This window comes from Salinicoccus luteus DSM 17002 (assembly GCF_000712035.1).
Classification (GTDB): domain Bacteria; phylum Bacillota; class Bacilli; order Staphylococcales; family Salinicoccaceae; genus Salinicoccus; species Salinicoccus luteus.
On the sequence record NZ_JONV01000006.1, the window covers coordinates 325,311 to 346,167 of the forward strand.

The following is a 20,857-nucleotide window of genomic DNA, read 5'->3' on the forward strand; positions in this document are numbered from 1 at the left end:
TCCCCCCTCAAACGCGCGTTCTTTTACATATTAATATAACTAGGACATTTCAATTTTAGCCTATTAGCTCATACCGGTCAATAAGCTATCTCAACTTTTGATATTGACGGATGGCATAATCGTGTAAAACTGCCTATTTCTTGAGATTCCAGATTGATATGATTCTTTTCATGACATCCTTGACCTCATCATTGATGAGGCTCATTTTCATCTCGATGTCCATGTCCTCCAGAGGAATCCGGTTCAGGACGATGAAATGCGCATCCTCCATGGTGAAATCATGATGGGTAAGGACGACGATTTTCCTGAAGCCATAGGACTTCAACTGTTCGATATACGCTTCAAGCACTGATGTGATCTGGTCTACGGTCATTATGGCAGGGGTGATGAAAAGACGGCCCTTGAGCTGTTTCTCCAATTGTATCGTCACCATCTGAATCATTTCCATGTCGCTGGCATTGGACCTCGAACCATCGTTCATATCCGCACTGGCAAAGGGAATCACTGCAGTATCGACAAATTCTATTTCATCCTTCAATACTTTCAGGTCCTGATGGTTGTAGAGCATTCTCTCACCTTTTCCAATTATTTTATCTGATTGAGATACTCAGTCAGCCTGATGAATCTCCTATGGTCTTTTGCATCGAGTGCCTCGTCTATCTGTCTTTTAACGGCTTCGTGCCCCATCTTCTCCAGTGTCCTGTCCATGTACGTCTCCAGTGATTTCACCTTTTGATAGCGTGCATCATGACGACTGAGGTTGAAATGCAGGAACAGTGTATGATCCTGGTTCATGTTCAATTCATGGAAGATGACCTCACCATCCACAGTGACCGTATTCCCCTTTTCAAAGAGGAGCGTCGGGCTCCCACTTTCCCTGTCGGCGATACGCAATTTCCTGTCCACGGTGCCTTCATCAAGAAAGACGACATTTTTCGATACCGTCGGGTGCGACTTGATGAAGTTCAGTATCCATACCGCAGTCCGGTCGTCAAAGTCATAATTGTACAGGATGTAGTCAATGAAATCTTTTCTATACTTGGTCATATTCATCATCCAAACGCTCCTTCTCGAACTGCCAACCTACATTGTCAGGTTCCATAATGATGAGTTTTTCCAGTACATCCCTTCTTGAAGGATGACGGATTTCCGTAAGGTACTCATAGTAGTCCGTATAGAACTCGATGGAATCCCCGATCAGTTTTGATGCCTCCTGATACAGGGAGAGCGCATCTTCGTCATTTTCATTCTCCTGCTGGATCTTTGCAAGCAGGTACAGACTTTCTCCAGAGAGTGCGTGGATGTCGAGTCCTGATGTAAATGTTCCGACTTCTGATGTCCGTCCGGTTTTCAGAAGTGTCTCGAAAAGCATCAGATAGGCATCATCATAATCCTGGTCGAGTGAGATTGCCCTGTTGAAGTTCTCAATCGCCCTGCCCTCTTCCCCGTTGCGGAAATGGAGTCTCCCCAGATGGAAGAAGAACAGGGGTTCCGTATCGTCCTCTTTAATATAATCCTCCAGCAGTTCTATGGCCGCATCGAGGTTGTGCTCCGTCTCGTGGACATTCATGAGCAGGATATAGGCATTGACGTAGTAGGGCTCATTCTCTATCACCTGGGCAAGTAGGTTTTTGGCTGATTCATACGACTGCAGCTGATACTCCATAAGCGCCTTTCTGTAGTAGTCGTCGTTGGAATAGTACTTTTCATCCGCAGCATCAAAGTACATCTGGGCGTTCTCCAGGTCCAGCTGATTCATATGCAGCTCGGCAAGGCGCAGATTCAACTCCACGCCATTCACTTCCTGGATTCCATCGCTGATGAGCGTTTCATAGTGTCGGATGGCATCCGGGAATTCTCCATCCTCATAATAGATTTCAGCCAGGGCGAAATCCAGTATGGGATCATCGCTCAACCCCTTGGCTTCAAGAAGTGATCTTACAGCAACATCACTCATATTGAGCTGCTGGAAGATTTCCGCTTTCAGCATGAGCACAGGCGGGGTTTTTTCCGCTTCATTCACCAGACTCAATGCTTCATCGAGGCGGCCGTCTGTAATCAGTATGTCCACGAGGTAGGACAGTACTTCATCATCATGTCCGGTATGGTCGTGAAGATGGGAGAATATGGTTTCTGCCGGCTTGTGGAGTCCTGAGGCCACAAGTGTATCTCCAAGGATGAAGAGCGCCTCAAGGTCCATTTCATCGACAAGCTGGCCGATGTTGCCAAGCACCGCTTCCAATCTCTTTTCAGGGTATTCCCCTTTTTTCAGTTGATCAATAATCTCATATATCTGGTCCTGCATATTTAGGCATCCTTCCTTAATGTTTCCAGGTCCTCCATAAATCCGGGATAGGATATATCAATCGCAGATATATCATCGATTTCTATCGGCGTATCCATGACTATGGAAGAAATAATCAGCATCATTATGATGCGGTGATCATTATACCCTTTCGTCTCTGTATTTTCCTCTATGGAGACTTGGCCCGGGTGAACAGTGAATCCATCATCATGTTCTGTAAACCTGATGCCGAACTTTGAAAGTTCGTCGATGACAGCGCGGATCCGGTCCGTCTCCTTGTATCTCAGCTCATCTGCATCCCTTATTGTACATGTCTCGGAGCTGAATGCAGCAAGCAGTGCGATGATGGGGATTTCGTCGATGAGGCGCGGGATGATGCTGCCGGAGATTTCAAACCCCTTGAGGTTTGACGTATAGGAGGCATGGACTGTTCCTATTGCTTCCCCTTCACTGGAGGTCTGTTCGATCGTCACATCGGCTCCCATCATTTCGAGTACATCGAGAATTCCGGAACGGGTTTCATTGAGGGAGACATTTTCAATTGAAATGCTGGAACCCGGTTTCAGAACGGCCAGTACTATAGGGAAGGCAGCTGAAGAAATATCCCCCGGCACCGTCACATCAGATGGCGACAGATCATTTCCGCCTTCAAGACTGATTACGCCGTTCTCTGCCGAAACATCTGCACCGAACTGTTTCAGCATGATTTCAGTATGGTTTCGCGAAGGAGAAGGTTCATGGATGACAGTCGTCCCTTCAGTATAGAGGGCAGCCAGCAATATGGCGCTCTTCACCTGGGCGCTTGCGATCGGCATCGTATAGCTGATCGGGGAAAGTTCAGCCGGTCTGATGATGATCGGCGGAAACTTATCGTCTTTCAGGGTGATATCGGCGCCCATTTCAGCAAGAGGCCGCTTAATGCGGTCCATTGGCCGTTTCGCGATGGATTCATCCCCTTCCATTTCAGCAGAAAGACCCAGGCCGGCAAGCAGGCCGGTGAGCAGGCGGGTCGTAGTGCCGGAATTTCCTGTATATAACGTTTTACGGGGTGAATGAAGCTTCTTGGCACCTGGTGAAGTGACCACCCATTCTTCCGGCTTCTCCTCCACTTCGGCTCCAAGGGCCCGCATGCACTCCATGGTGCGGCGGGTGTCCTCGCTTGGCAGCGGATGATGGATGTGGGTCGCTCCTTCAGAAAGTGCGCCGAACATGAGGGCGCGATGGGTGATGGACTTGTCTCCCGGCACCCTCAAAGTACCGTGGAATTTGCTGTTCATTAAAGACTTCATAAGCTCTCCTTTAAATAAGAAAGATATTTTTTTAGTTCGGTGTTTTCTATTTCAATGAAATGGCACTGTCCTATGGATTTCATCAGTACAAATCCGGTTGCCCGCCGGCTCTGGTTTTTCTTGTCCCTTCCCATGAGTGACATCATTTCTTCTTCATCGATGGCCTTCAATTTCTGGATCGGATAGCCATGATGGATGAAATACTGTCTGAAATGATCAAGGTCAAACAGCTCCCGGCCCTCCACTCTGTTGGACAGGAACATCATGAAATAGAGGCCGAGTACGACCGCAATGCCGTGGGGCATTTTATATTTATATTCTATGGCATGTCCAAGGGTGTGTCCAAGGTTAAGATATTTTCTGATTCCGGACTCCTTTTCATCGTTCAGTACATGATGCATCTTTGTCTCTATGCCACTGATGATGAAAGGTTTCATGACATCGAGTGAGATCTCCTGACGTGTTTTGGCCATCAGGTCCCTTACACTCTCCTCACTATTCAGTAGGGCATGCTTGAACACTTCCCCGAAGCCGCTGAGTATTTCATCATTTGGCAGTGTCTCGAGGAAAGTCAGGTCATAGATGACCGCCTTGGGTCTGTAGAAGACACCGATCAGGTTTTTGCCATGGATGCTGTTGATGGCTGTCTTGCCGCCTATGGAAGAGTCATGTGCAAGCAGTGTGGTGGGCACCTGGATATAGTCGACACCGCGCAGTACCGTCGCTGCAGCAAAGCCGCCTGCGTCTCCCGCGGCCCCGCCCCCGACCACTACGATCAGATGGTGCCTCTGAATGCCCCTTTCCAGCAGGACTTCGGTAATATGCTTGAAGGCATCGAAAGATTTCGATGCCTCGCCGCCTTCCAGTATGATGGGACTGTCTATGAAGGACAGTACGCTGTTTTTGTACAGTTCATATACATTTTGGTCCACGAGGAAATGCACATCATCATAACCTTCCGAGTAATCTGCAAGATGGCTTTCCAGAATGCCGTGGTCTACGTGGATCGTGTAGTTGTCATCAGCATAATTTGTCCTTATTTCCATCCTAGTACTCACTCACTCTGTTCTTGTATTGGGAAACCGCCTCTTGCAGCTCATTAAAATCATCATGAGGGAACTTTTCAAGAATGGCTCTTGCCATCTCGATGGCTACCATATGTTCACATACGACGGAGGCTGCAGGGACAGCACATGCATCACTGCGTTCAATCGTCGCCTTGAATGGTTCCTTGGTGTTGATATCCACACTGAAGAGCGGCTTATACAATGTAGGAATCGGCTTCATGACAGCTTTGACTACAACAGGCATGCCGGTCGTCATGCCACCTTCAAAACCGCCGAGATTATTGGTACGTCTGTAGTATCCCTGCTCCTCACTGTAGAGGATTTCATCCTGTACCTGTGACCCGGGGGTTTCCCCTGCCAGGAAGCCGATGCCGAATTCCACGCCTTTGAAGGCATTGATGCTGACTATGCTTGCCGCGATCTTCGCATCAAGCTTACGGTCATAATGTACATAGCTCCCGAGTCCAGGGATGGGATTTTCTACAATGACTTCCACTATGCCGCCGATGGAATCACCCTTTTTCTTCGTCTCGTCAATGAGTTGCTCGGCTTCCTTCGTTTTTTCTTCGGAAACCATGCGCACAGAAGAGGCATCAGGACGGGTGGCGCGTTCCTCGATGCTGTAATCGCCCTCATCCTTGACAGTTCCGATCTGGTTTACACGGCTGAACATGCGTATATCGAGCGCGTGGAGCAGTTCCTTGCACAATGCACCGACAGCGACCCTTGAGGCAGTCTCGCGTGCCGATGAGCGCTCAAGTATATTGCGAAGGTCGCGCATGTTGTACTTCATCCCGCCAACAAGGTCGGCGTGTCCCGGCCGTGGTTTCGTGATGACCCTTTTCATGGACTCCTCTTCTTCGGGAGTCAACGGTTCACTGCCCATGATCTTGCTCCAGTGCTTGAAGTCATCATTTGTGATTTCAATCATGATCGGGCTTCCCAGAGTCTTGCCGTGCCTGATGCCGCTGCCGAATTGGAAAGTGTCCTTCTCAATCTGCATGCGGCGTCCCCTGCCATAGCCGCCCTGCCTCTTTATGAGTTCCGCAGTCATCCTTTCCTTATCAATCGGAAGGTTCGCTGGGAATCCCTCCACTATGGCCGACAGTTTCGGCCCATGTGATTCACCCGCTGTCATAAATCTCATTTTATAGCCTCCTCTTATTTATGGATATTAAAAAAAGCTGAGTGCTTTACCCAGCTTCTGCTATTCGATTCCCTCTAGTAGATCCAGGCACTGTTGGACAGGTTGTAATCAAGAATTTCACTGTCATCGAAGAAGAGTGAGATTTCACGCTCTGCACTCTCAGTGGAGTCTGAACCATGAATGATATTCTTGCCTACTGTGAGTCCGAAGTCCCCACGGATTGTACCCGGAGCCGCCTGCTGAGGATTTGTCGAACCGACAACTAGACGTGCAGTCTCGATTACGTTTTCCCCTTCAAGTACCATGGCGAAAACAGGTCCTGAAGTAATGAAGTCCACAAGCTCACCGAAGAACGGCTTGTCCTGATGTTCCTGATAGTGGGTTTTTGCCAGGTCCTCGGATACCTGCATCAGCTTGGCACCTGCCAATTTGAACCCTTTGTTTTCAAGGCGTGACACGATAGTGCCTACCAGGTTTCTTTGGACACCGTCCGGTTTGATCATTAGAAACGTTTTTTCCATTTTGTATTCTCCTTTAGTTGAAATCCAGTCCATATCATTCTAACATTATCAATTTTGATTTTTCAATTTAATTCAGACGATTTGAAAGTTTTTCTGCAATTTCCTGCAAATATTTCCTGATTGGCTCTTCAATCCCCTCAATGGCAACCAGGGCTTTCCTAATATGGGAGTTGCTGATGGCAATCGCCTGATCTATTGCATTGGAGCGGAGCAGCTCTTCGATGAGCCCATCGAGCTGTTCCGCTCCTCCATCGAATGCTTCCAGCCGCCGCCTGAAAAGCGGGTCTTCATCCCTCAGCAACAGCACCGGCAGTGTGTAATGTCCATTCTCCAGATCGGAGAATTTGGGCTTGCCAAGCGTCTTTTCATTTCCGATGAAGTCCAGACAGTCATCTACAATCTGGAAGCTCATTCCGATATGGTAGCCATAATCAAGAAGTGCATCCAGTGTTCTTTGATCGAGGTTGGATGCGTAAGCCCCCATTTTAATGCTGAGCTCTATCAGCAGGGCCGTCTTCCTGTATATCTTCCTGTAATAGTCATCCATGGTCTGGTGTGCATTGAATTGATGATCGAGCTGGAAAAGTTCTCCGTCGATGATATCCCGGATCGCTTTTGAAAAGGCTGCATGGAGCGCCTGATGCTCTATGGTGCTCACCAGTGAGAGGGAGGTGGACAGAAGATAGTTTCCTGTATTGACCGCCTGGAGATATCCATGTTCATAATATACAGTGGACCTGCCCCGACGCAATTCGCTGTTGTCGATGATGTCATCATGTACGAGGCTTGCCATATGTATCAGCTCCAGGCTTGCACTTGCCCTCAACACATCGGGAAATTTGTCGCTTTCACCAAGCTTTCCGACGAGCAGGGTGAATGTGGGACGAATCTTCTTGCCGCCCGATATGAAAAGTTCGTAACTTTTATCGTTGACGAGTACTTCATTTGGATTGAGGTGCTCCTTGATGATGCTGGTGACCGCTTCGAAATCTGAAGAAAGATATTGCTTTACCGTCTTCAATTGCGACCCACCCGCCCAAGCGGCTTGTATCCGATGTGGGTGGCGGCGGTGCCGAAAGTATGGGAGATGACCTTAAGGTTGATGAATCCGCTCTCATCCATCATTGATCTGAGCGCATCTTTCGAAAGGAAGGAACTTGTCGATTCATACAGCCATTCGTACTCCTTGGTCCGATTGGCTATGATTCCGCCCAAGGTCGGCATGATTGTGCCGAAATAGAAATCGAATCCCTTGCTGACCAGCCTGTTTTCAGGATTGGAAGTCTCGAGGACTACAAGTGCACCCCCCGGCTTCAATACCCTATGGAACTCCTCTATTGCCTTTCTGTATTCGGGAAGGTTCCTGAGTCCGAAACCAATCGTGACATAGTCGAAAGAACCATCGTCGAATGGGAGTGCCATGGCGTTCCCCTGGATCAGTTCTATATTGGAATGGTCGGCTGTCTTCTCGGCCGCGACTTCCAGCATCCTTTCACTGAAATCCAGACCGATGACTTCTGCTTCCGGTGCTTCCTCAGCCAGTTGTATCGTCCAGTCTCCGGTGCCACAGCACACATCCAATATGTCATGGTCATCTTTGACAAACATTTCCTTCATTGTCCTGTTCCGCCATAGATTGTGCTGGTTGAAGCTGATGATGTTGTTCATCAGATCATAATCAGTGGAAATAGAATTAAATATGTTTTGAACTTTTTTCTCTTTATCCATTCAACTCACCTTTACTTTGGGTTTATGTATGGAAGCGAAGTGATATCCAGCTGCTCCAACTGGCCATCTATGACATCAGTCAAACGTCTGTCTATGTATTCATTGGAGATAAGATAGAGCATTGGTCCATATAGGAGCCATTTCAACTCTTCCGGATGAGTGCTCTCACCAGTCATTGCCAATTCGGATTTTTTTGAACTCAGTGCCTTTGACATATCCATCATATCATGAAGCACCCTGTATTCCTCGTGTTCGGCCAGCATCATATAGAACTTGCTGAACAGATAATCACCAGCCAGCACATGCAGTTCCCTGCTGTCATCATCCGGGACAGTATCCAGAAAGTTGAGGGCAGTATTGAAAAGCAGAACCGCCTGGTTCACATGGGGGCTATGAAGGATATATTCCCTATTTGAAAAAAACTCAAAAAAAGGGTCATTATGTAGGTCGAGGATCCATGAGTTGGAACCCAGGTCGGATTCTAGTTCTTTCCTTAGAGCATTCATGACAAATATCACCTTATAAATTAATAGACCTAACCATGACGTTAGGCCTAAAGTAATCAATTATTTTACCGCATCTTTAAGTGCTTTGCCTGCTTTGAATGCAGGGACTTTGGATGCTGCAATTTCAATTTCTTCTCCAGATTGTGGATTACGTCCTTTTCTTGCTGAACGTTCACGTACCTCGAAGTTACCGAAACCAATCAGTTGTACTTTTTCACCATTTTTCAATGATTCCTGAATAGTGTCAAATACTGCATCGACAGCAGCACCTGCTTCTTTTTTCGTGAGGTCAGCTTGGTCACTGACAGCATTGATCAAATCTGTTTTGTTCATCAGATCCACCTCCTTATATGACTATAATGATAACCATGATTATCATTATGTTTTGACTTTAACACAGTGGATGTTGCACTGCAACGGATTTCACCGTTTTGGAGCCAAAAAAAGCCGTATCAATCGCTTTTGTGGCGGTTCGTCATGAAGATCGGCTCGTTTTCATCGTTGACGGTGATCTCCGGTGAATAGAGGGGGACGACAGGTGTATATTCATACAGGACATGACGGACATCCTCCCCGGTTTCAAATGACAGATCGTTTTCGTTGATGATTCTGGCTATGTCCTCGCGGTAGTCCACGATGAATTCCTCACCGCCATTATAGTATACATTCAAAGAAGCATCTGTGTATGGACTGGTTACGGTCGGGTTGCCATCCAGGTTATAGAACTCGAGGTCCAGCGGATACACATTCGGACCAATCGGATCATCCAGTTCGACATGTTCGCCCATGGCCCTCAGACGGATGTTCAGGGACCTGACCTCTTCTGTAATCCGCAAGTCTGCAAGCTTCACTTTCGGGTCCTCTTCGGCATCTATAATCACATACTGGTAATGGCCGCCCATCTCATAGGCGCTCTCCGGCCTCTCTTCAAGGTAGTTCGGCACGAGCCTTTCGAAATCAACCTGGTACTCCAGGTATTCCCTCTGGCCCTCCGTCGTCTTTATCGGCAGCAGGCCATCGGAGTCTTCCCTGAACTGGTCCACTGCGTTCTGCACCATCTCTATCTGCATCTCTTCAGGCATCTGGTTCTGGACCTGTTCCGATTCCGGATACAGGCAGCCTGCCATCAGGAGGCTGCTGGCCAGGGTGGCGAAGATCAATCTGAGTCTACGCATGGGTACTGCCCCCCAGTACAGGAATCATCAGCAGGAATGCGATGATGAGCAGTGCCCAGGCTACCAGCGACACGATGGTGCTGATGATCCTGGAAGATATCTTGTATCTTGCGACATAGATAAGTACAGCGGCGAGGGCCATTGCACCCAATGAATAGAACGATATCCACATTAAATCCATTCTCGATATATCAAACATCTTATCACTCTCTAGTCCAATCTTTATATTGTTTCTCCAGCACTTCTTTCAGTTCATCGGTTTCCCCGGTCTTCTCGCGCATCATCAATGCATAGAAGGCCTCTTCTTCACTGATGTCTTCAAAAAGGTACTGATAGAGTACTTTTGTAATCGGCATCTCGACATCATATTGTGCCGCAAGCTCATATGCCGCCCGAGTGGTATTGACGCCTTCCACCACCATGCCCATCTCCTGCTGCGCTTCCTCTATGGTTCTGCCCTCTGCGAGCATGATTCCGCATCTATAGTTTCTGGAATGCATGCTCGTCGCTGTAACGATGAGGTCACCCATGCCTGTAAGTCCCAGGAAAGTAAGAGGGTTGGCCCCCATACGTGTACCCAGTCTTGCGATCTCCTGCAGTCCGCGGGTAATGATCGCTGCTTTGGCATTATCGCCGAAATCCAGTCCATGCAGCAGACCGATGGCCAGTGCAATGATATTCTTCAATGCACCTCCGATTTCCACACCGGTCATATCATCGTTATGGTAGACGCGGAAGTACTTGTTCATGAAGACATCCTGGATGACCTTGGCACTTTCAGGTTTGAGTGAAGCCGTACTTACAGTTGTTGGAGATTTTCTGGCAACTTCCTCGGCATGGCTTGGTCCACTGAGTACACAGATGTCATGGACGGTATCCCCGGTCGTCTCTTCAGCAATGACTTCGGATACTCTTAGATGGGTATCCAGTTCCAACCCTTTTGCGACGTGAACAATCAATACTTTTTTGCCAAGGGAGGTCAAAAGCGTGTTGATTTCCTTCGTCACGCTCCTTACCGCCTTGACAGGGACCGCAAGGACGATGATTTCAGCATGGCTGACCCCCTCTTCAAGGTTGGAAACCGCCTTGACCCCATCGGGTATGGAGACATCCTTCAGGTATTTGGTATTTGTATGTCTCTCATTGATCTCCTTGACGACATCCTCGTTCCTGCCATAGATGAGCACATCATGATTATTGTCGATAAGCACCATCGCGAGGCTTGTACCAAAGCTTCCGGTGCCAACCACTGTAATTTTCATAAGGCCTGTCCCCTCCTAATTCCTTTTTCTACTGAGGATGTGTATTGGTGTACCAGTAAAATCAAAAGCTTTTCTCAGCTGGTTCTCCAAATATCTCCGATAACTGAAGTGCATCAGCTCGACATCATTGACAAATAATACGAACGTCGGCGGAGCGACACTGACCTGGGTACCGTAGTAGATGTTGAGCCTGCGTCCCTTGTCGGTAGGCGTCGGGTTCATACTTACACTGTCTACAAGGACTTCATTCAGTGTACTTGATTGGACACGCTTCTTATGGGAATCGTTGACCAGTTTAATCAATGGGAAGAGTGTCGCAAGACGTGACTTGTTCAATGCAGAGACGAAAGTGATGGGTGCATAGTCCAGGAACTGGAATTCCTGCCGTATCTTGTCTTCGAACTTCTTCATCGTTTTGTCGTCTTTTTCAACAGCATCCCACTTGTTCACTACAAGCACAACCGCACGTCCGGCTTCATGGGCGAGTCCGGCGATTCTTTTGTCCTGTTCGATGATGCCCTCTTCCCCATTTATGACTACGAGGACGACATCCGATCTTTCTATCGCACGGTTCGCTCTCAGTACGGAGTATTTTTCCGTAGCTTCATAGACTTTGCCTCTTTTGCGCATGCCGGCAGTATCGACCAGTGTATAGTGCTCATCATCATAATAGTATTCTGTATCGATTGCATCACGTGTCGTGCCTGCAATATCCGAGACGATGACCCGCTCTTCTCCAAGGATGGCGTTGACGAGGCTCGACTTTCCGACATTTGGGCGGCCGATCAGGGAAACTCTGATGGAGTCGTCTGCCTCTACCTCTTCCTCTATGGATTTGAAGTGTTCGACCGCCTGATCGAGCACATCACCGAGCCCGAGTCCATGGGAGCCGGAGACAGGGAAAGGATCTCCGAGACCCAGGTTATAGAATTCATATATCTCGTTGCGCATCTCAAAGTTGTCTATTTTGTTTACCGCAAGCACAACCGGTTTTTTGGACTTCTGCAGAATACGGGCAACAAAAAGGTCATCCTCTGTAACCCCTTCCCTGCCATTGGTGATCATCAGGATGACATCTGCTTCCAATATCGCGATTTCTGCCTGCATTTTGATCTGTTCCTGAAACGGCTCATCTTTTATCTCTATTCCACCTGTATCGATGACATTGAATTCATGATTGAGCCAGTCCCCCGAAGCATAGAGGCGATCCCGTGTAACGCCCGGCGTATCTTCCACAATCGCTTTTCTTTCACCAATGATGCGATTGAACAGGGTGGATTTGCCGACATTCGGCCTCCCTACTACGGCTATTGTTGGTTTGTACATATCCTACCTCCTATATTTAAGGTCATTTTAACATAAAAATAAAATAAAGAGCGATAGTATCGCTCTTTAAGTCAATTGCTGTACTATTGATTTGAAGTCGTTCTAGATATCCAGGTCCCTGAAACGATCGCCAAATACATCTCCAAGTGTTGGACCTTCATCATCCGAATCATCCCGGTAAACTTTGGTCTGTTCCTCTCTGGATGGTCTCTCGGATGTTTCCTTGATGGAAAGGGATACTTTTTCGGAATCCTCATTGAGTGAGAGGATCTTAACTGTCACCGTCTGTCCTTCTTTCAGTACATCGGATGGCGTAGCAACATGTTCATGACTGATTTCAGATACATGAACCAGTCCTTCGACACCTGGTGTCACTTCGACGAATGCACCGAAGTCGACAAGCCTCTTCACAGTACCCTCAAGGACATCACCTTCTGAATGTTCATTCACGAACGTATTGAAAGGGCTCTCCTGTGCCTGTTTGAGGGAAAGGCTGATCCGTTCCTGTTCAGGATCTACGTCGAGGATCTTCACCTGGACCTTGTCGCCGATGTTCACTGCATCTTCGACTTTCTCAACCCTGCTGTAGTCAAGCTCTGAAATGTGCGCGAGCCCGTCAACTTCACCGAGATTGATGAATGCCCCGAAAGTAGTGATGCGGACAACTTCACCTTCAACGATGCTGCCTGCTTCAAGGGATTCGAGCTGTTTTTTGCGCTCTTCCGCTTTTTCGGCTTCGACGATGCGTTTGCGGTTAAGGATGACACGGTTCTTCTCCGGTTCAATGTCTTCCACTTTGACTTCCAGTTCCTGTCCTTCGAACTGGTCGAGGTCTTCGATATACGCATCGGATAAGAGTGAAGCAGGAATGAATCCCCTGACACCGACATCCACGACAAGTCCAGCTTTTACAACTTCCATTACTGTACCTGTGATCGTCTCGTCATTATCCTTTGCAGACTGAAGACTGTCGTAGGCATTTGTTTCATCGAGCTTTCTGATGGAGAAAATGACATTCTTGCGGTCTTCCTCGTTTTCCACCTTGATGACTACGCCTTCGATTGTATCTTCTTCAGAAACAATTTCTTCGGGGCGCTCGATTCTTTTGTTGGTGAGTTGACTGATTGGAACGATACCCTCAAAGTCGGAATCTTCGATGTGCGCTTTTACGAATTTATCTTCTATCTTGTAAACGGTGCCCCTTACAGTATCACCGATTTCAAATTCGCTAGAAGTATTTGCATCCGTCTCTTCGGAAGTGTTCACTTCCTCGTTCAGTTGTTCCTCATTGCTTTCTTCATTGTTCTCTTCGTTCATAATATTATCTGTCGTCATATGCCTGCCTCCAATTACATTACTAAAAAGTGTATATATCTAAGTTCTTACAAATATATTGATTTGTCAAGTAATTATGCGGAAATTAGAAGATTGTTGATGTCTTCCCTGATTCTTTCCGTTATTTCCTTGCGGTTCTTGCCTTCTGCAATCAATGCAGCGGTATCAATAGGTTTGCCAAATATTATTGTAACACCTTTTTTCCTATCATAGTTGCCTTTAATTGCAGTCGGCACAATCTTTGCACCGGATTTCACGGCCATGAAGCTTGCCCCCTGCTGCAGATCCTTCAGTGTTCCTGACTTGTTTCTGCTGCCTTCCGGAAAGATGAGGAGCATGTTCCCCTCCTTCAGCACTTCGATGGATTTCTTCAGTGCAGCCCTGTCACCCTTTCCGCGCTCCACCGGCAGTGCGTTCAGGCGGCTGATAAGGTAGCCGAGGACTGGTATTTTGAACAATTCCGATTTTGCGAAGAAGGACATTTCCCTTTTGACGCTGATGGCCACAAGAGGGGGATCCAACTCGGAGATGTGGTTGCTGCAGATTACTACAGGACCATCGGGTGGAATCCTGTCCTCACCGATCACCCGGATTTTATATCTTGTGTGATAGAATCTTTTAACGATTGTTTTAACTGTGTTGTACAGCATCTCTAGTCCTCCCTCAACAGGTCTTCAGCCATTCTGATGATTTTGTTCTCGACTTCAGGAATGCTCATATGGCTTGTGTCGAGCAGCACTGCATCATGTGCTTTTACAAGTGGGGAAATCTCCCTGTTCATATCCAAATCGTCCCGCCGGATGATCTGGTCGGTCAACGTTTCGAGGTTGATATCGGTGCCCCGCTCCTTTTCTTCCTTCAACCTGCGCCTTGCCCGTATCTCAGGAGAAGCTTTCATATAGACTTTGAGTTCCGCATCGGGCAGTACCGTGGTGCCGATGTCCCTGCCGTCCATCACCACGCCCTTGTCTTCGGCAATCTTCCGCTGCATCGAGACAAGATAACTTCTTACCGTGGCAAGGCTTGAAACTTCACTTACCCTGTTCGTCACTTCCTGGCTGCGTATGTCCCCGGATACATCTTCACCATTCAGATATATGGAAGTGCCATCGGTGCCAAAACGTATATCCACATCATCCAACTGGTCGATGATACCCTTCCCATTCCGGATGACATGGAGGGTGACCGCACGGTACATTGCGCCGGTATCGATGTATATGTAACCCATTCTTTTGGCCACACGTTTGGAAATCGTACTCTTGCCTGCTGCAGCAGGACCATCAATCGCGATATTGATTTTCATATTCATATAAACCCGCCTTGTTCATTGTTCCAGTTTATTTTATCATAGTTTTATAAATTCGTTTAGGAGGAAGTCATATGCAGAAGAAAATTTTGGCGATTCACACGGGGGGGACGATCAGCATGTCCTCAACTGAAGGCCTGATCACCTCAGGGGCTGAAAATCCGGTGAAGATGGACCGGGCAGAGGATCTGGGCATCATTCTTGAGGAGAGCTACCCCGTGAAGAAGCCATCCCCCCATATGACCCTGGACGATATGATCGAAATCAGGAACATCATCCGAAGGGAAGCACACGATTATGACGGCTTTGTCATCACCCATGGCACGGATACGCTTGAAGAGACTGCATATTTCCTCGACCTAACCCTGGATCTCCCCCAGCCTGTGGTGATTACAGGGGCAATGCGCTCGTTCAATGAAATCGGTTCTGATGGCATGTACAACTACCTGTCCAGCCTGCGTACTGCGATGGACGACCAGTCTGTCTCAAGAGGCGTCCTTGTCGTCTTCAATGACGAAATACATACGGCCAGGAACGTCACCAAGACACACACATCCAATATCGCGACTTTCCAGAGCCCGAACCACGGGCCGATCGGCATACTGACGAAGGATGACATCCACTACCATCACCAGGTGAGTGTCCAGGACCAGTTCGAACTTGCCGATTCGAGCTGGAAGGTGGGTCTCATCAAAGCCCATGCCGACCTGGAAGGCACCTTCTTCGATGCCCTGGTCGAGGGCGGGTACGACGGGCTTGTAATCGAGGCACTGGGGCAGGGCAACCTGCCACCGAGTGCACTCGACGGCCTCCAGAGGGCACTGGATGCCGGCATCAGTACCGTTCTCGTCTCGCGATCCTTCAACGGCATCGTCGGCAGCTACTATGATTACGAGGGTGGCGGTCATGATCTTAAAAACAGGGGGATCATCTTTTCAAATGGCCTGAACGGACAGAAGGCACGGATCAAACTGCTTCTCGCATTGTGCAACGCACTTGATGGAGAAGCGCTCGAAGAGGTTTTCCAGCATTAAAAATTAAGAATGCCCTTTGCCTGTGGGAGGCAAAGGGCATTCTTAATGCATTTATTTCTTCTTCAAGATGTCTTCGGCAATGGCACCTCCATGGAACCTGCCATTCTCTATGAAGATGGTATTGGCATCATTGCCTGCGGCTATTACACCTGCAATGTAGAGATTATCAACATTGGTCTCCATCGTTTCCCTGTCATGCATCGGAGCAACACCATGTTCGTTCTCATTGAGCTCGACTCCAAACGACTTCAGCAGCCGGTAGTCGGGATGATAGCCAATCATGGCAAACACGTAGTCATTTGGTATTTCGAATGTTTCACCCTCTTTTTCAAGCACGACGCTGTCATCCTTGATATCGACAACTTCCGTATTGAAGTGCATCTCTATCTTGTCATGTTTAACAAGGGAGTCAAACTGTGGCAGTACCCATGGTTTTACACTTTTGGAATAGGCACCCCGTCGGTAGACGACTGTAACATTACTGCCGGCCTTCTCGAGTTCAATGGCTGCGTCCACACTGGAATTCTTTCCGCCGACCACGAGTACATTCTGGTTGAAGAAGGGATGGGCCTCCTTGAAGTAGTGGAATACTTTATCCTTCTGCTCCCCCGGGACGTTCAGCTTGTTCGGCTGCCCGTAATAGCCTGTGGCAATCACGAGATGATCGCAGCTATAGCGGCCTTTGGATGTCTCCAGTATGAACTCGTCTCCAGCCTTCCGGCCGGATGAGACTTCTTCATAAGTATTTATCATCAGGTCAAAATGCTTTACTGCCTCACGGTAGTAGACCAGCGCCTGGTTTCTTTTCGGCTTATGTTGTTCTGTAATGAATGGGAAATCGCCTATGGAGAGCTTCTCGCTCGAAGAGAAGAATGTCTGATGGGTCGGGTAGTTGTAGATGGCCTCGACGATATTCCCTTTTTCAATGACGAGGTAGTCCATCCCCCTATTCTGCAGCTCTATGGCCGTAGACAGGCCACACGGCCCCGCACCTATGATGATGGTTTCTATATGCTTCATGTTTAACACCTTTCTATTCTGGTATCACCAGTTCCTGTCCGACTGACAATGAATCGGCATCCACGCCGTTGTTGGCTTCCTGGATTTTTCTGATGTTCTCTGAACTGCCGCTGCCATAGTACCTGATTGCGATGCGGAACAGGTTGTCTTCGGGACGCACTATATGAGTGGTGCTGCCAGAAGGCGTCTCTTCGTCTGAAGAATCTTCTTCAGGCTCTTCGGCTGTTTCCTCTTCAGGTGCTTCCGGCGCTTCTTCAGTTTCCTCTTCCTGTTGGGCTTCAGGTTCTTCCACAATGCTTGTGCTGGACTCGGGGGCTTCTCCCGCCTCCTTCTCCTCTATGGCTGTGGCAGCCGCCTCTTCAAGTTCGGCCTCCTGATCCTCGCTCAAATCGAGTTCCACGGCGCCGGTACCCAAGTCATTCTGATCCGTCTCTTCCCTGGATTCGGCCAGCTCACGCTCCATCTCAGCCTTCTGGTCTTCAAGTTCCTCATCGACTTCCTCCGAAGGTGCTTCAGAAGCCTCTTCGGTGGGTTCCCCGGCATTATCCGCAACGCCTCCGGTCCCATTTCCCGATGGCCAGAAGTTGCTGATGATGAGTACTCCCAATATAATTGTCAGAGGGAGGACGAGAACGCCTGCGATTATGGCGGGCACAAGCCGCCTGTCCCTTCGCCTCTCCCCGTTTCCATCGGCATCGGCGCGGTTTTTCTGTGGCCTGAGTTCCGACAGTTTTTCCTTCGATACTTTGATCTCATCTTTGAATCTTCTATTGTAGGAGGAAAGACGGCCCGCAAAGAATGCCTTTCCCTTATCAAGATTTTCTCTGTTGATATATCCGGTGAATTTGCCCCTCCATGCTTTGAACCGGTCTCCGGGCGTCGCCTTATGCCCATCCCTGTCCTTCGGCCGATGGCGCTCTGCGCGGCTCAGGCTATTGGTGTCTTCCCCACCCGCCGTTGATGATTGCTTCTTGTCGCTTTTTTCCTTTTTCGCCTGGGAAGCACGCTTATGTTCTACATCCTTGTAAAAATCATCTTTCATAGACATTCTCCTCAAACTGGTATCGTTCTTTATAATTATAGTATGTTTCCATTTCATTGTGAACTACTCACCACTTATTTGCTTCCCAAATTGAAGTGGGAGCTTCTTGGGAAGACCGTACTTTTACTAGCCACGGTTGTTTACCAAGCTCGTCGGGTGGTTCCCACCCTGAAGGAATTCGTTTTAGTTTGCCAACATCAACAGGTTGATGCTCGCGTTGATGTCACGGTCATGATGAGCGCCACAGGCACACGTCCATTCACGGACATCCATCGTCTTCTTCTCGCCTTTTACTCCGCAAGTGGAACAGATTTGAGTGGATGCGTACCAGGGGGCTGCCTTGATGAGCATCCGTCCGTAGAAGTTTGATTTGTATTCGAGTTGTCGGACGAACTCGTACCAACTGACATCTGCAATCGATTTGGCGACCTTGTGGTTCTTCATCATGTTGTTCGATTTCAATGTCTCCACGACGATGACTTGGTTCTCGTCAACGATTTGTTTCGACAATTTATGAAGAAAGTCGTTACGTTGGTTTGCGATTTTCTCGTGTTTCTTGGCGAGGATCAGCTTGGCTTTCTCTCTGTTTTTGCTTCCAATCGTCTTTCGTGACAAAGCGCGCTGCGCCTTCTTGACCTTCTCTTCCGACTTGCGAAGGAAACGCGGATTGTCAATCTTATTTGAAATCATCTCATCATTTGTCATGATGGCGAAGTGTTGAAGGCCGAGATCGATACCAATTTTATTTTTGGCAGGCATCCACTTTTCTTCACCTTGATTGACAAGAATGGAGACGAAGAACTTGCCCGTCTTCGTCATCGAGATTGTCGCGGACTTGATGATTCCCTCGAAAAAACGATGTTGTTTGAACTTTACGAAGCCGATCTTAGGAAGTTTCACCTTCCCGTCCTCGATGCGGACGCTCCCGTTCTGATTGTTGGTCGTGTAGGAGGCGCGGCCGCTGTGCTTCGATTTGAACTTCGGGAACCCTACAGATTTGTCGCGGAAGAAGTTGGCATATGCCTTATTTAAGTCCATCTGGGCATTCGCCAGAGACAAGCTGTCGACCGCTTTCAAAAAAGGAAACTCATCTTTATACTTCGCCGGGGTCGGGAGCTTCTGCTTCGCGTCAGGGTTCAGTTTCGACGCTTCATACAGCCGGAACCGTTCTTCGAGCATCTTATTGTAGACGAAACGAACGCAACCGAACGTCTTCATGAAGTATTCTTGTTGCAGCTTTGTCGGGTATAGTCGAAACTTGTAAGCCTTCAGCAAAGTGATCACTCCTTTCCTTGTTTTTCGATGTATTGCCTGATGACGTCGATCGTCGCACCACCGGTCGTCACGAGACAGTAGCTTCGAGACCAGAACATTTCTTTCCACAGTCTTCTCTTGACGTGCGGAAAGTCTCGTTTGATCAGTCGACTACTGGCGCTCTTGTAGGCGTTCAGAAACTTCGACATCTCTGTGTTCGGGTGAGCTTTGAACAACACATGGATATGATCCCCGTCATGATTCCATTCGATCAGTGTGATATGGTATGACGCGCCGATCCGTTCGAACGTCTGTCTCGCAAACTCCGAGACGTCTTCGTCAATCACCTTGCGTCTATATTTGACCACCAAGACGAGGTGATAATTCAGAAGAAAGACTGAATGTTTATTTGTATCCATTTTCATTGATATATCAGTCCTTTTGATTGATTACACTGATGATATCAAGCACATGCGATCTTGCCAAGACGAGCGATTCATCTCCCACCTACGCTGGGCTTCGCCCCAAGACGCTTAGAGGAGGGGGAATTCTCGCCTGATTTAGTTAAAGAGGTATCACTCCCGGCGTGCGACTATAGTTGTATTGTGGGCGGCCAGGCCGAATATAATTGAAATATCGTTTGAATAGCCGTAAAATAAAATAGAAAGAAATGGTTGAGAGGTGAAAAAAGTGAGTGAGAAGAAATACACCATCGTCGATATGGATACATGTATCGCCTGTGGCGCCTGCGGTGCAGCAGCACCTGATATATATGATTACGATGATGACGGTATTGCATACGTCATACTTGATGACAACCAGGGCACAATGGCTGTTCCTGAAGAACTGCTGGAAGATATGGAGGATGCATTCGACGGCTGTCCAACCGATTCGATCAAGGTCGAATCGCAGCCATTCGATGGCGACCCTTTAAAATATGAATAATATAGATGAATCCCTTGGAAAACGTATTTCCAAGGGATTTTTTTACCTTCTGAGTTTTGGGATCACCTTCACATAGACGAGGTAGGCGACGAGGCACACAAGGATCCCTTTTATCAGATTGAATGGGATGATGCCTGCAGTCACCACGGCCCTGATATTTGCGATCAGGTCTGAATGGTCGATGATGATTCCGTACATCGGCAGCAGGACAAAGTAGTTCAGGACGGCCATCATCACGGTCAAAACGATGATGCCGACTGCAAATCCGACGAGCAGGGACTTCTTTGTCCGGTATCTTTCATGGATGAAGTATATCGGCAGCAGCAATGAAAATGCAGCAAGCATGTTGGCCAGCGGTCCGATCGGCTCACTGGCCATCAAAAGGCCATACAGCACAATCTTCATGATGATGATGAGTGAGCCTGCCACCCCACCGAAAAGGATGAACCCTATGAATGCCGGGATGTCCGAGAAATCAACGGTCAGGAATGGCGGTAGGAAGGGGATCGGGAACTGGATGAGCATCAATATGAACGACAGTGCTGCAAGAATGCTTATAATGATCAGTCTTTCCAAACGGTTTCTCTTCATGCGC

The 20,857-nt window shown here is 48.1% G+C and carries 25 protein-coding genes; 2 read left to right on the plus strand and 23 right to left on the minus strand.

The features are described 5' to 3' along the window. Positions 1-133 precede the first annotated feature (133 nt). The 18 genes from BO53_RS0101790 to cmk form a co-directional block, all read right to left on the minus strand. Positions 134-568, minus strand: coding sequence for a DUF2487 family protein (locus BO53_RS0101790; protein WP_031544832.1), 435 nt, complete (start codon positions 566-568; stop codon positions 134-136). Between the two features lie 17 nt (positions 569-585). Further along, positions 586-1,056 (minus strand): YpiB family protein, encoded by a 471-nt coding sequence (locus tag BO53_RS0101795; RefSeq protein WP_245608170.1) that lies wholly within the window; start codon positions 1,054-1,056, stop codon positions 586-588. Then, entirely contained in the window at positions 1,034-2,305 is a 1,272-nt protein-coding gene (locus BO53_RS0101800) for a tetratricopeptide repeat protein (RefSeq protein ID WP_031544836.1), read from the minus strand. Before BO53_RS0101800 ends, BO53_RS0101795 begins: the two co-directional genes overlap by 23 nt. Before the next feature lie 2 nt (positions 2,306-2,307). After that, positions 2,308-3,594 (minus strand): 3-phosphoshikimate 1-carboxyvinyltransferase, encoded by a 1,287-nt coding sequence (aroA, locus tag BO53_RS0101805; RefSeq protein WP_031544838.1) that lies wholly within the window; start codon positions 3,592-3,594, stop codon positions 2,308-2,310. Further along, the gene (gene aroB, locus BO53_RS0101810) at positions 3,591-4,640 is read right to left on the minus strand and encodes a 3-dehydroquinate synthase (protein WP_031544840.1); all 1,050 of its coding nucleotides are present in this window, start codon (positions 4,638-4,640) and stop codon (positions 3,591-3,593) included. Before aroB ends, aroA begins: the two co-directional genes overlap by 4 nt. A gap of 1 nt (position 4,641) precedes the next feature. Beyond that, the gene (aroC, locus tag BO53_RS0101815) at positions 4,642-5,808 is read right to left on the minus strand and encodes a chorismate synthase (protein WP_031544842.1); all 1,167 of its coding nucleotides are present in this window, start codon (positions 5,806-5,808) and stop codon (positions 4,642-4,644) included. Positions 5,809-5,882: 74 nt separating this feature from the next. Beyond that, positions 5,883-6,329, minus strand: a complete 447-nt coding sequence (ndk, locus tag BO53_RS0101820; RefSeq protein ID WP_031544844.1) for a nucleoside-diphosphate kinase — start codon at positions 6,327-6,329, stop codon at positions 5,883-5,885. A 67-nt stretch (positions 6,330-6,396) separates the two neighbouring features. Beyond that, on the minus strand, positions 6,397-7,350 hold the full coding sequence (locus BO53_RS0101825; protein WP_031544847.1) for a polyprenyl synthetase family protein: 954 nt from the start codon (positions 7,348-7,350) through the stop codon (positions 6,397-6,399). Next, positions 7,347-8,057, minus strand: a complete 711-nt coding sequence (locus BO53_RS0101830) for a demethylmenaquinone methyltransferase (protein ID WP_031544849.1) — start codon at positions 8,055-8,057, stop codon at positions 7,347-7,349. Before BO53_RS0101830 ends, BO53_RS0101825 begins: the two co-directional genes overlap by 4 nt. An 11-nt stretch (positions 8,058-8,068) precedes the next feature. Continuing rightward, the gene (locus tag BO53_RS0101835; RefSeq protein WP_031544851.1) at positions 8,069-8,563 is read right to left on the minus strand and encodes a hypothetical protein; all 495 of its coding nucleotides are present in this window, start codon (positions 8,561-8,563) and stop codon (positions 8,069-8,071) included. A 60-nt stretch (positions 8,564-8,623) separates the two neighbouring features. Continuing rightward, complete coding sequence (locus BO53_RS0101840) at positions 8,624-8,896, minus strand: HU family DNA-binding protein (protein ID WP_031544853.1); 273 nt, start codon at positions 8,894-8,896, stop codon at positions 8,624-8,626. A gap of 119 nt (positions 8,897-9,015) precedes the next feature. Further along, positions 9,016-9,738, minus strand: a complete 723-nt coding sequence (locus tag BO53_RS0101845) for a hypothetical protein (protein ID WP_031544855.1) — start codon at positions 9,736-9,738, stop codon at positions 9,016-9,018. Next, a complete protein-coding gene (locus BO53_RS0101850) occupies positions 9,731-9,937 on the minus strand; it encodes a DUF2768 domain-containing protein (protein ID WP_031544857.1) in 207 nt (68 codons plus the stop codon). Before BO53_RS0101850 ends, BO53_RS0101845 begins: the two co-directional genes overlap by 8 nt. A gap of 4 nt (positions 9,938-9,941) precedes the next feature. Further along, a complete protein-coding gene (locus tag BO53_RS0101855; protein WP_031544859.1) occupies positions 9,942-11,000 on the minus strand; it encodes an NAD(P)H-dependent glycerol-3-phosphate dehydrogenase in 1,059 nt (352 codons plus the stop codon). Positions 11,001-11,015: 15 nt separating this feature from the next. Beyond that, the gene (gene der, locus BO53_RS0101860; protein WP_031544861.1) at positions 11,016-12,326 is read right to left on the minus strand and encodes a ribosome biogenesis GTPase Der; all 1,311 of its coding nucleotides are present in this window, start codon (positions 12,324-12,326) and stop codon (positions 11,016-11,018) included. 102 nt (positions 12,327-12,428) lie between these two features. Beyond that, entirely contained in the window at positions 12,429-13,661 is a 1,233-nt protein-coding gene (gene rpsA, locus BO53_RS0101865) for a 30S ribosomal protein S1 (protein WP_084184827.1), read from the minus strand. Positions 13,662-13,735: 74 nt separating this feature from the next. Beyond that, positions 13,736-14,311: a lysophospholipid acyltransferase family protein gene (locus BO53_RS0101870; RefSeq protein ID WP_031544865.1), complete on the minus strand. Its 576-nt coding sequence runs from the start codon at positions 14,309-14,311 to the stop codon at positions 13,736-13,738. A gap of 2 nt (positions 14,312-14,313) precedes the next feature. Then, on the minus strand, positions 14,314-14,970 hold the full coding sequence (gene cmk, locus BO53_RS0101875) for a (d)CMP kinase (RefSeq protein WP_031544867.1): 657 nt from the start codon (positions 14,968-14,970) through the stop codon (positions 14,314-14,316). Positions 14,971-15,041: 71 nt separating this feature from the next. Here cmk and BO53_RS0101880 point away from each other — a divergent pair, with 71 nt between their 5' ends. After that, positions 15,042-16,001, plus strand: coding sequence for an asparaginase (locus tag BO53_RS0101880; protein WP_031544869.1), 960 nt, complete (start codon positions 15,042-15,044; stop codon positions 15,999-16,001). Between the two features lie 51 nt (positions 16,002-16,052). Here the strand turns inward: BO53_RS0101880 and BO53_RS0101885 are convergent, their stop codons facing one another. The 4 genes from BO53_RS0101885 to tnpA form a co-directional block, all read right to left on the minus strand. After that, positions 16,053-17,021, minus strand: a complete 969-nt coding sequence (locus BO53_RS0101885) for a YpdA family putative bacillithiol disulfide reductase (RefSeq protein WP_031544871.1) — start codon at positions 17,019-17,021, stop codon at positions 16,053-16,055. A gap of 13 nt (positions 17,022-17,034) precedes the next feature. After that, positions 17,035-18,063 (minus strand): LysM peptidoglycan-binding domain-containing protein, encoded by a 1,029-nt coding sequence (locus BO53_RS0101890; RefSeq protein ID WP_031544874.1) that lies wholly within the window; start codon positions 18,061-18,063, stop codon positions 17,035-17,037. A 183-nt stretch (positions 18,064-18,246) separates the two neighbouring features. Next, positions 18,247-19,338: an IS200/IS605 family element RNA-guided endonuclease TnpB gene (gene tnpB, locus BO53_RS0101895; protein WP_031544876.1), complete on the minus strand. Its 1,092-nt coding sequence runs from the start codon at positions 19,336-19,338 to the stop codon at positions 18,247-18,249. Positions 19,339-19,343: 5 nt separating this feature from the next. Next, complete coding sequence (tnpA, locus tag BO53_RS0101900) at positions 19,344-19,742, minus strand: IS200/IS605 family transposase (RefSeq protein ID WP_031544877.1); 399 nt, start codon at positions 19,740-19,742, stop codon at positions 19,344-19,346. A gap of 295 nt (positions 19,743-20,037) precedes the next feature. Here tnpA and BO53_RS0101905 point away from each other — a divergent pair, with 295 nt between their 5' ends. Beyond that, entirely contained in the window at positions 20,038-20,262 is a 225-nt protein-coding gene (locus BO53_RS0101905; RefSeq protein ID WP_031544881.1) for a 4Fe-4S domain-containing protein, read from the plus strand. A 42-nt stretch (positions 20,263-20,304) separates the two neighbouring features. Here BO53_RS0101905 and BO53_RS0101910 read toward each other — a convergent pair whose 3' ends face one another. After that, positions 20,305-20,853, minus strand: coding sequence for an ECF transporter S component (locus BO53_RS0101910; protein WP_031544883.1), 549 nt, complete (start codon positions 20,851-20,853; stop codon positions 20,305-20,307). Between the last annotated feature and the right edge of the window lie 4 nt (positions 20,854-20,857).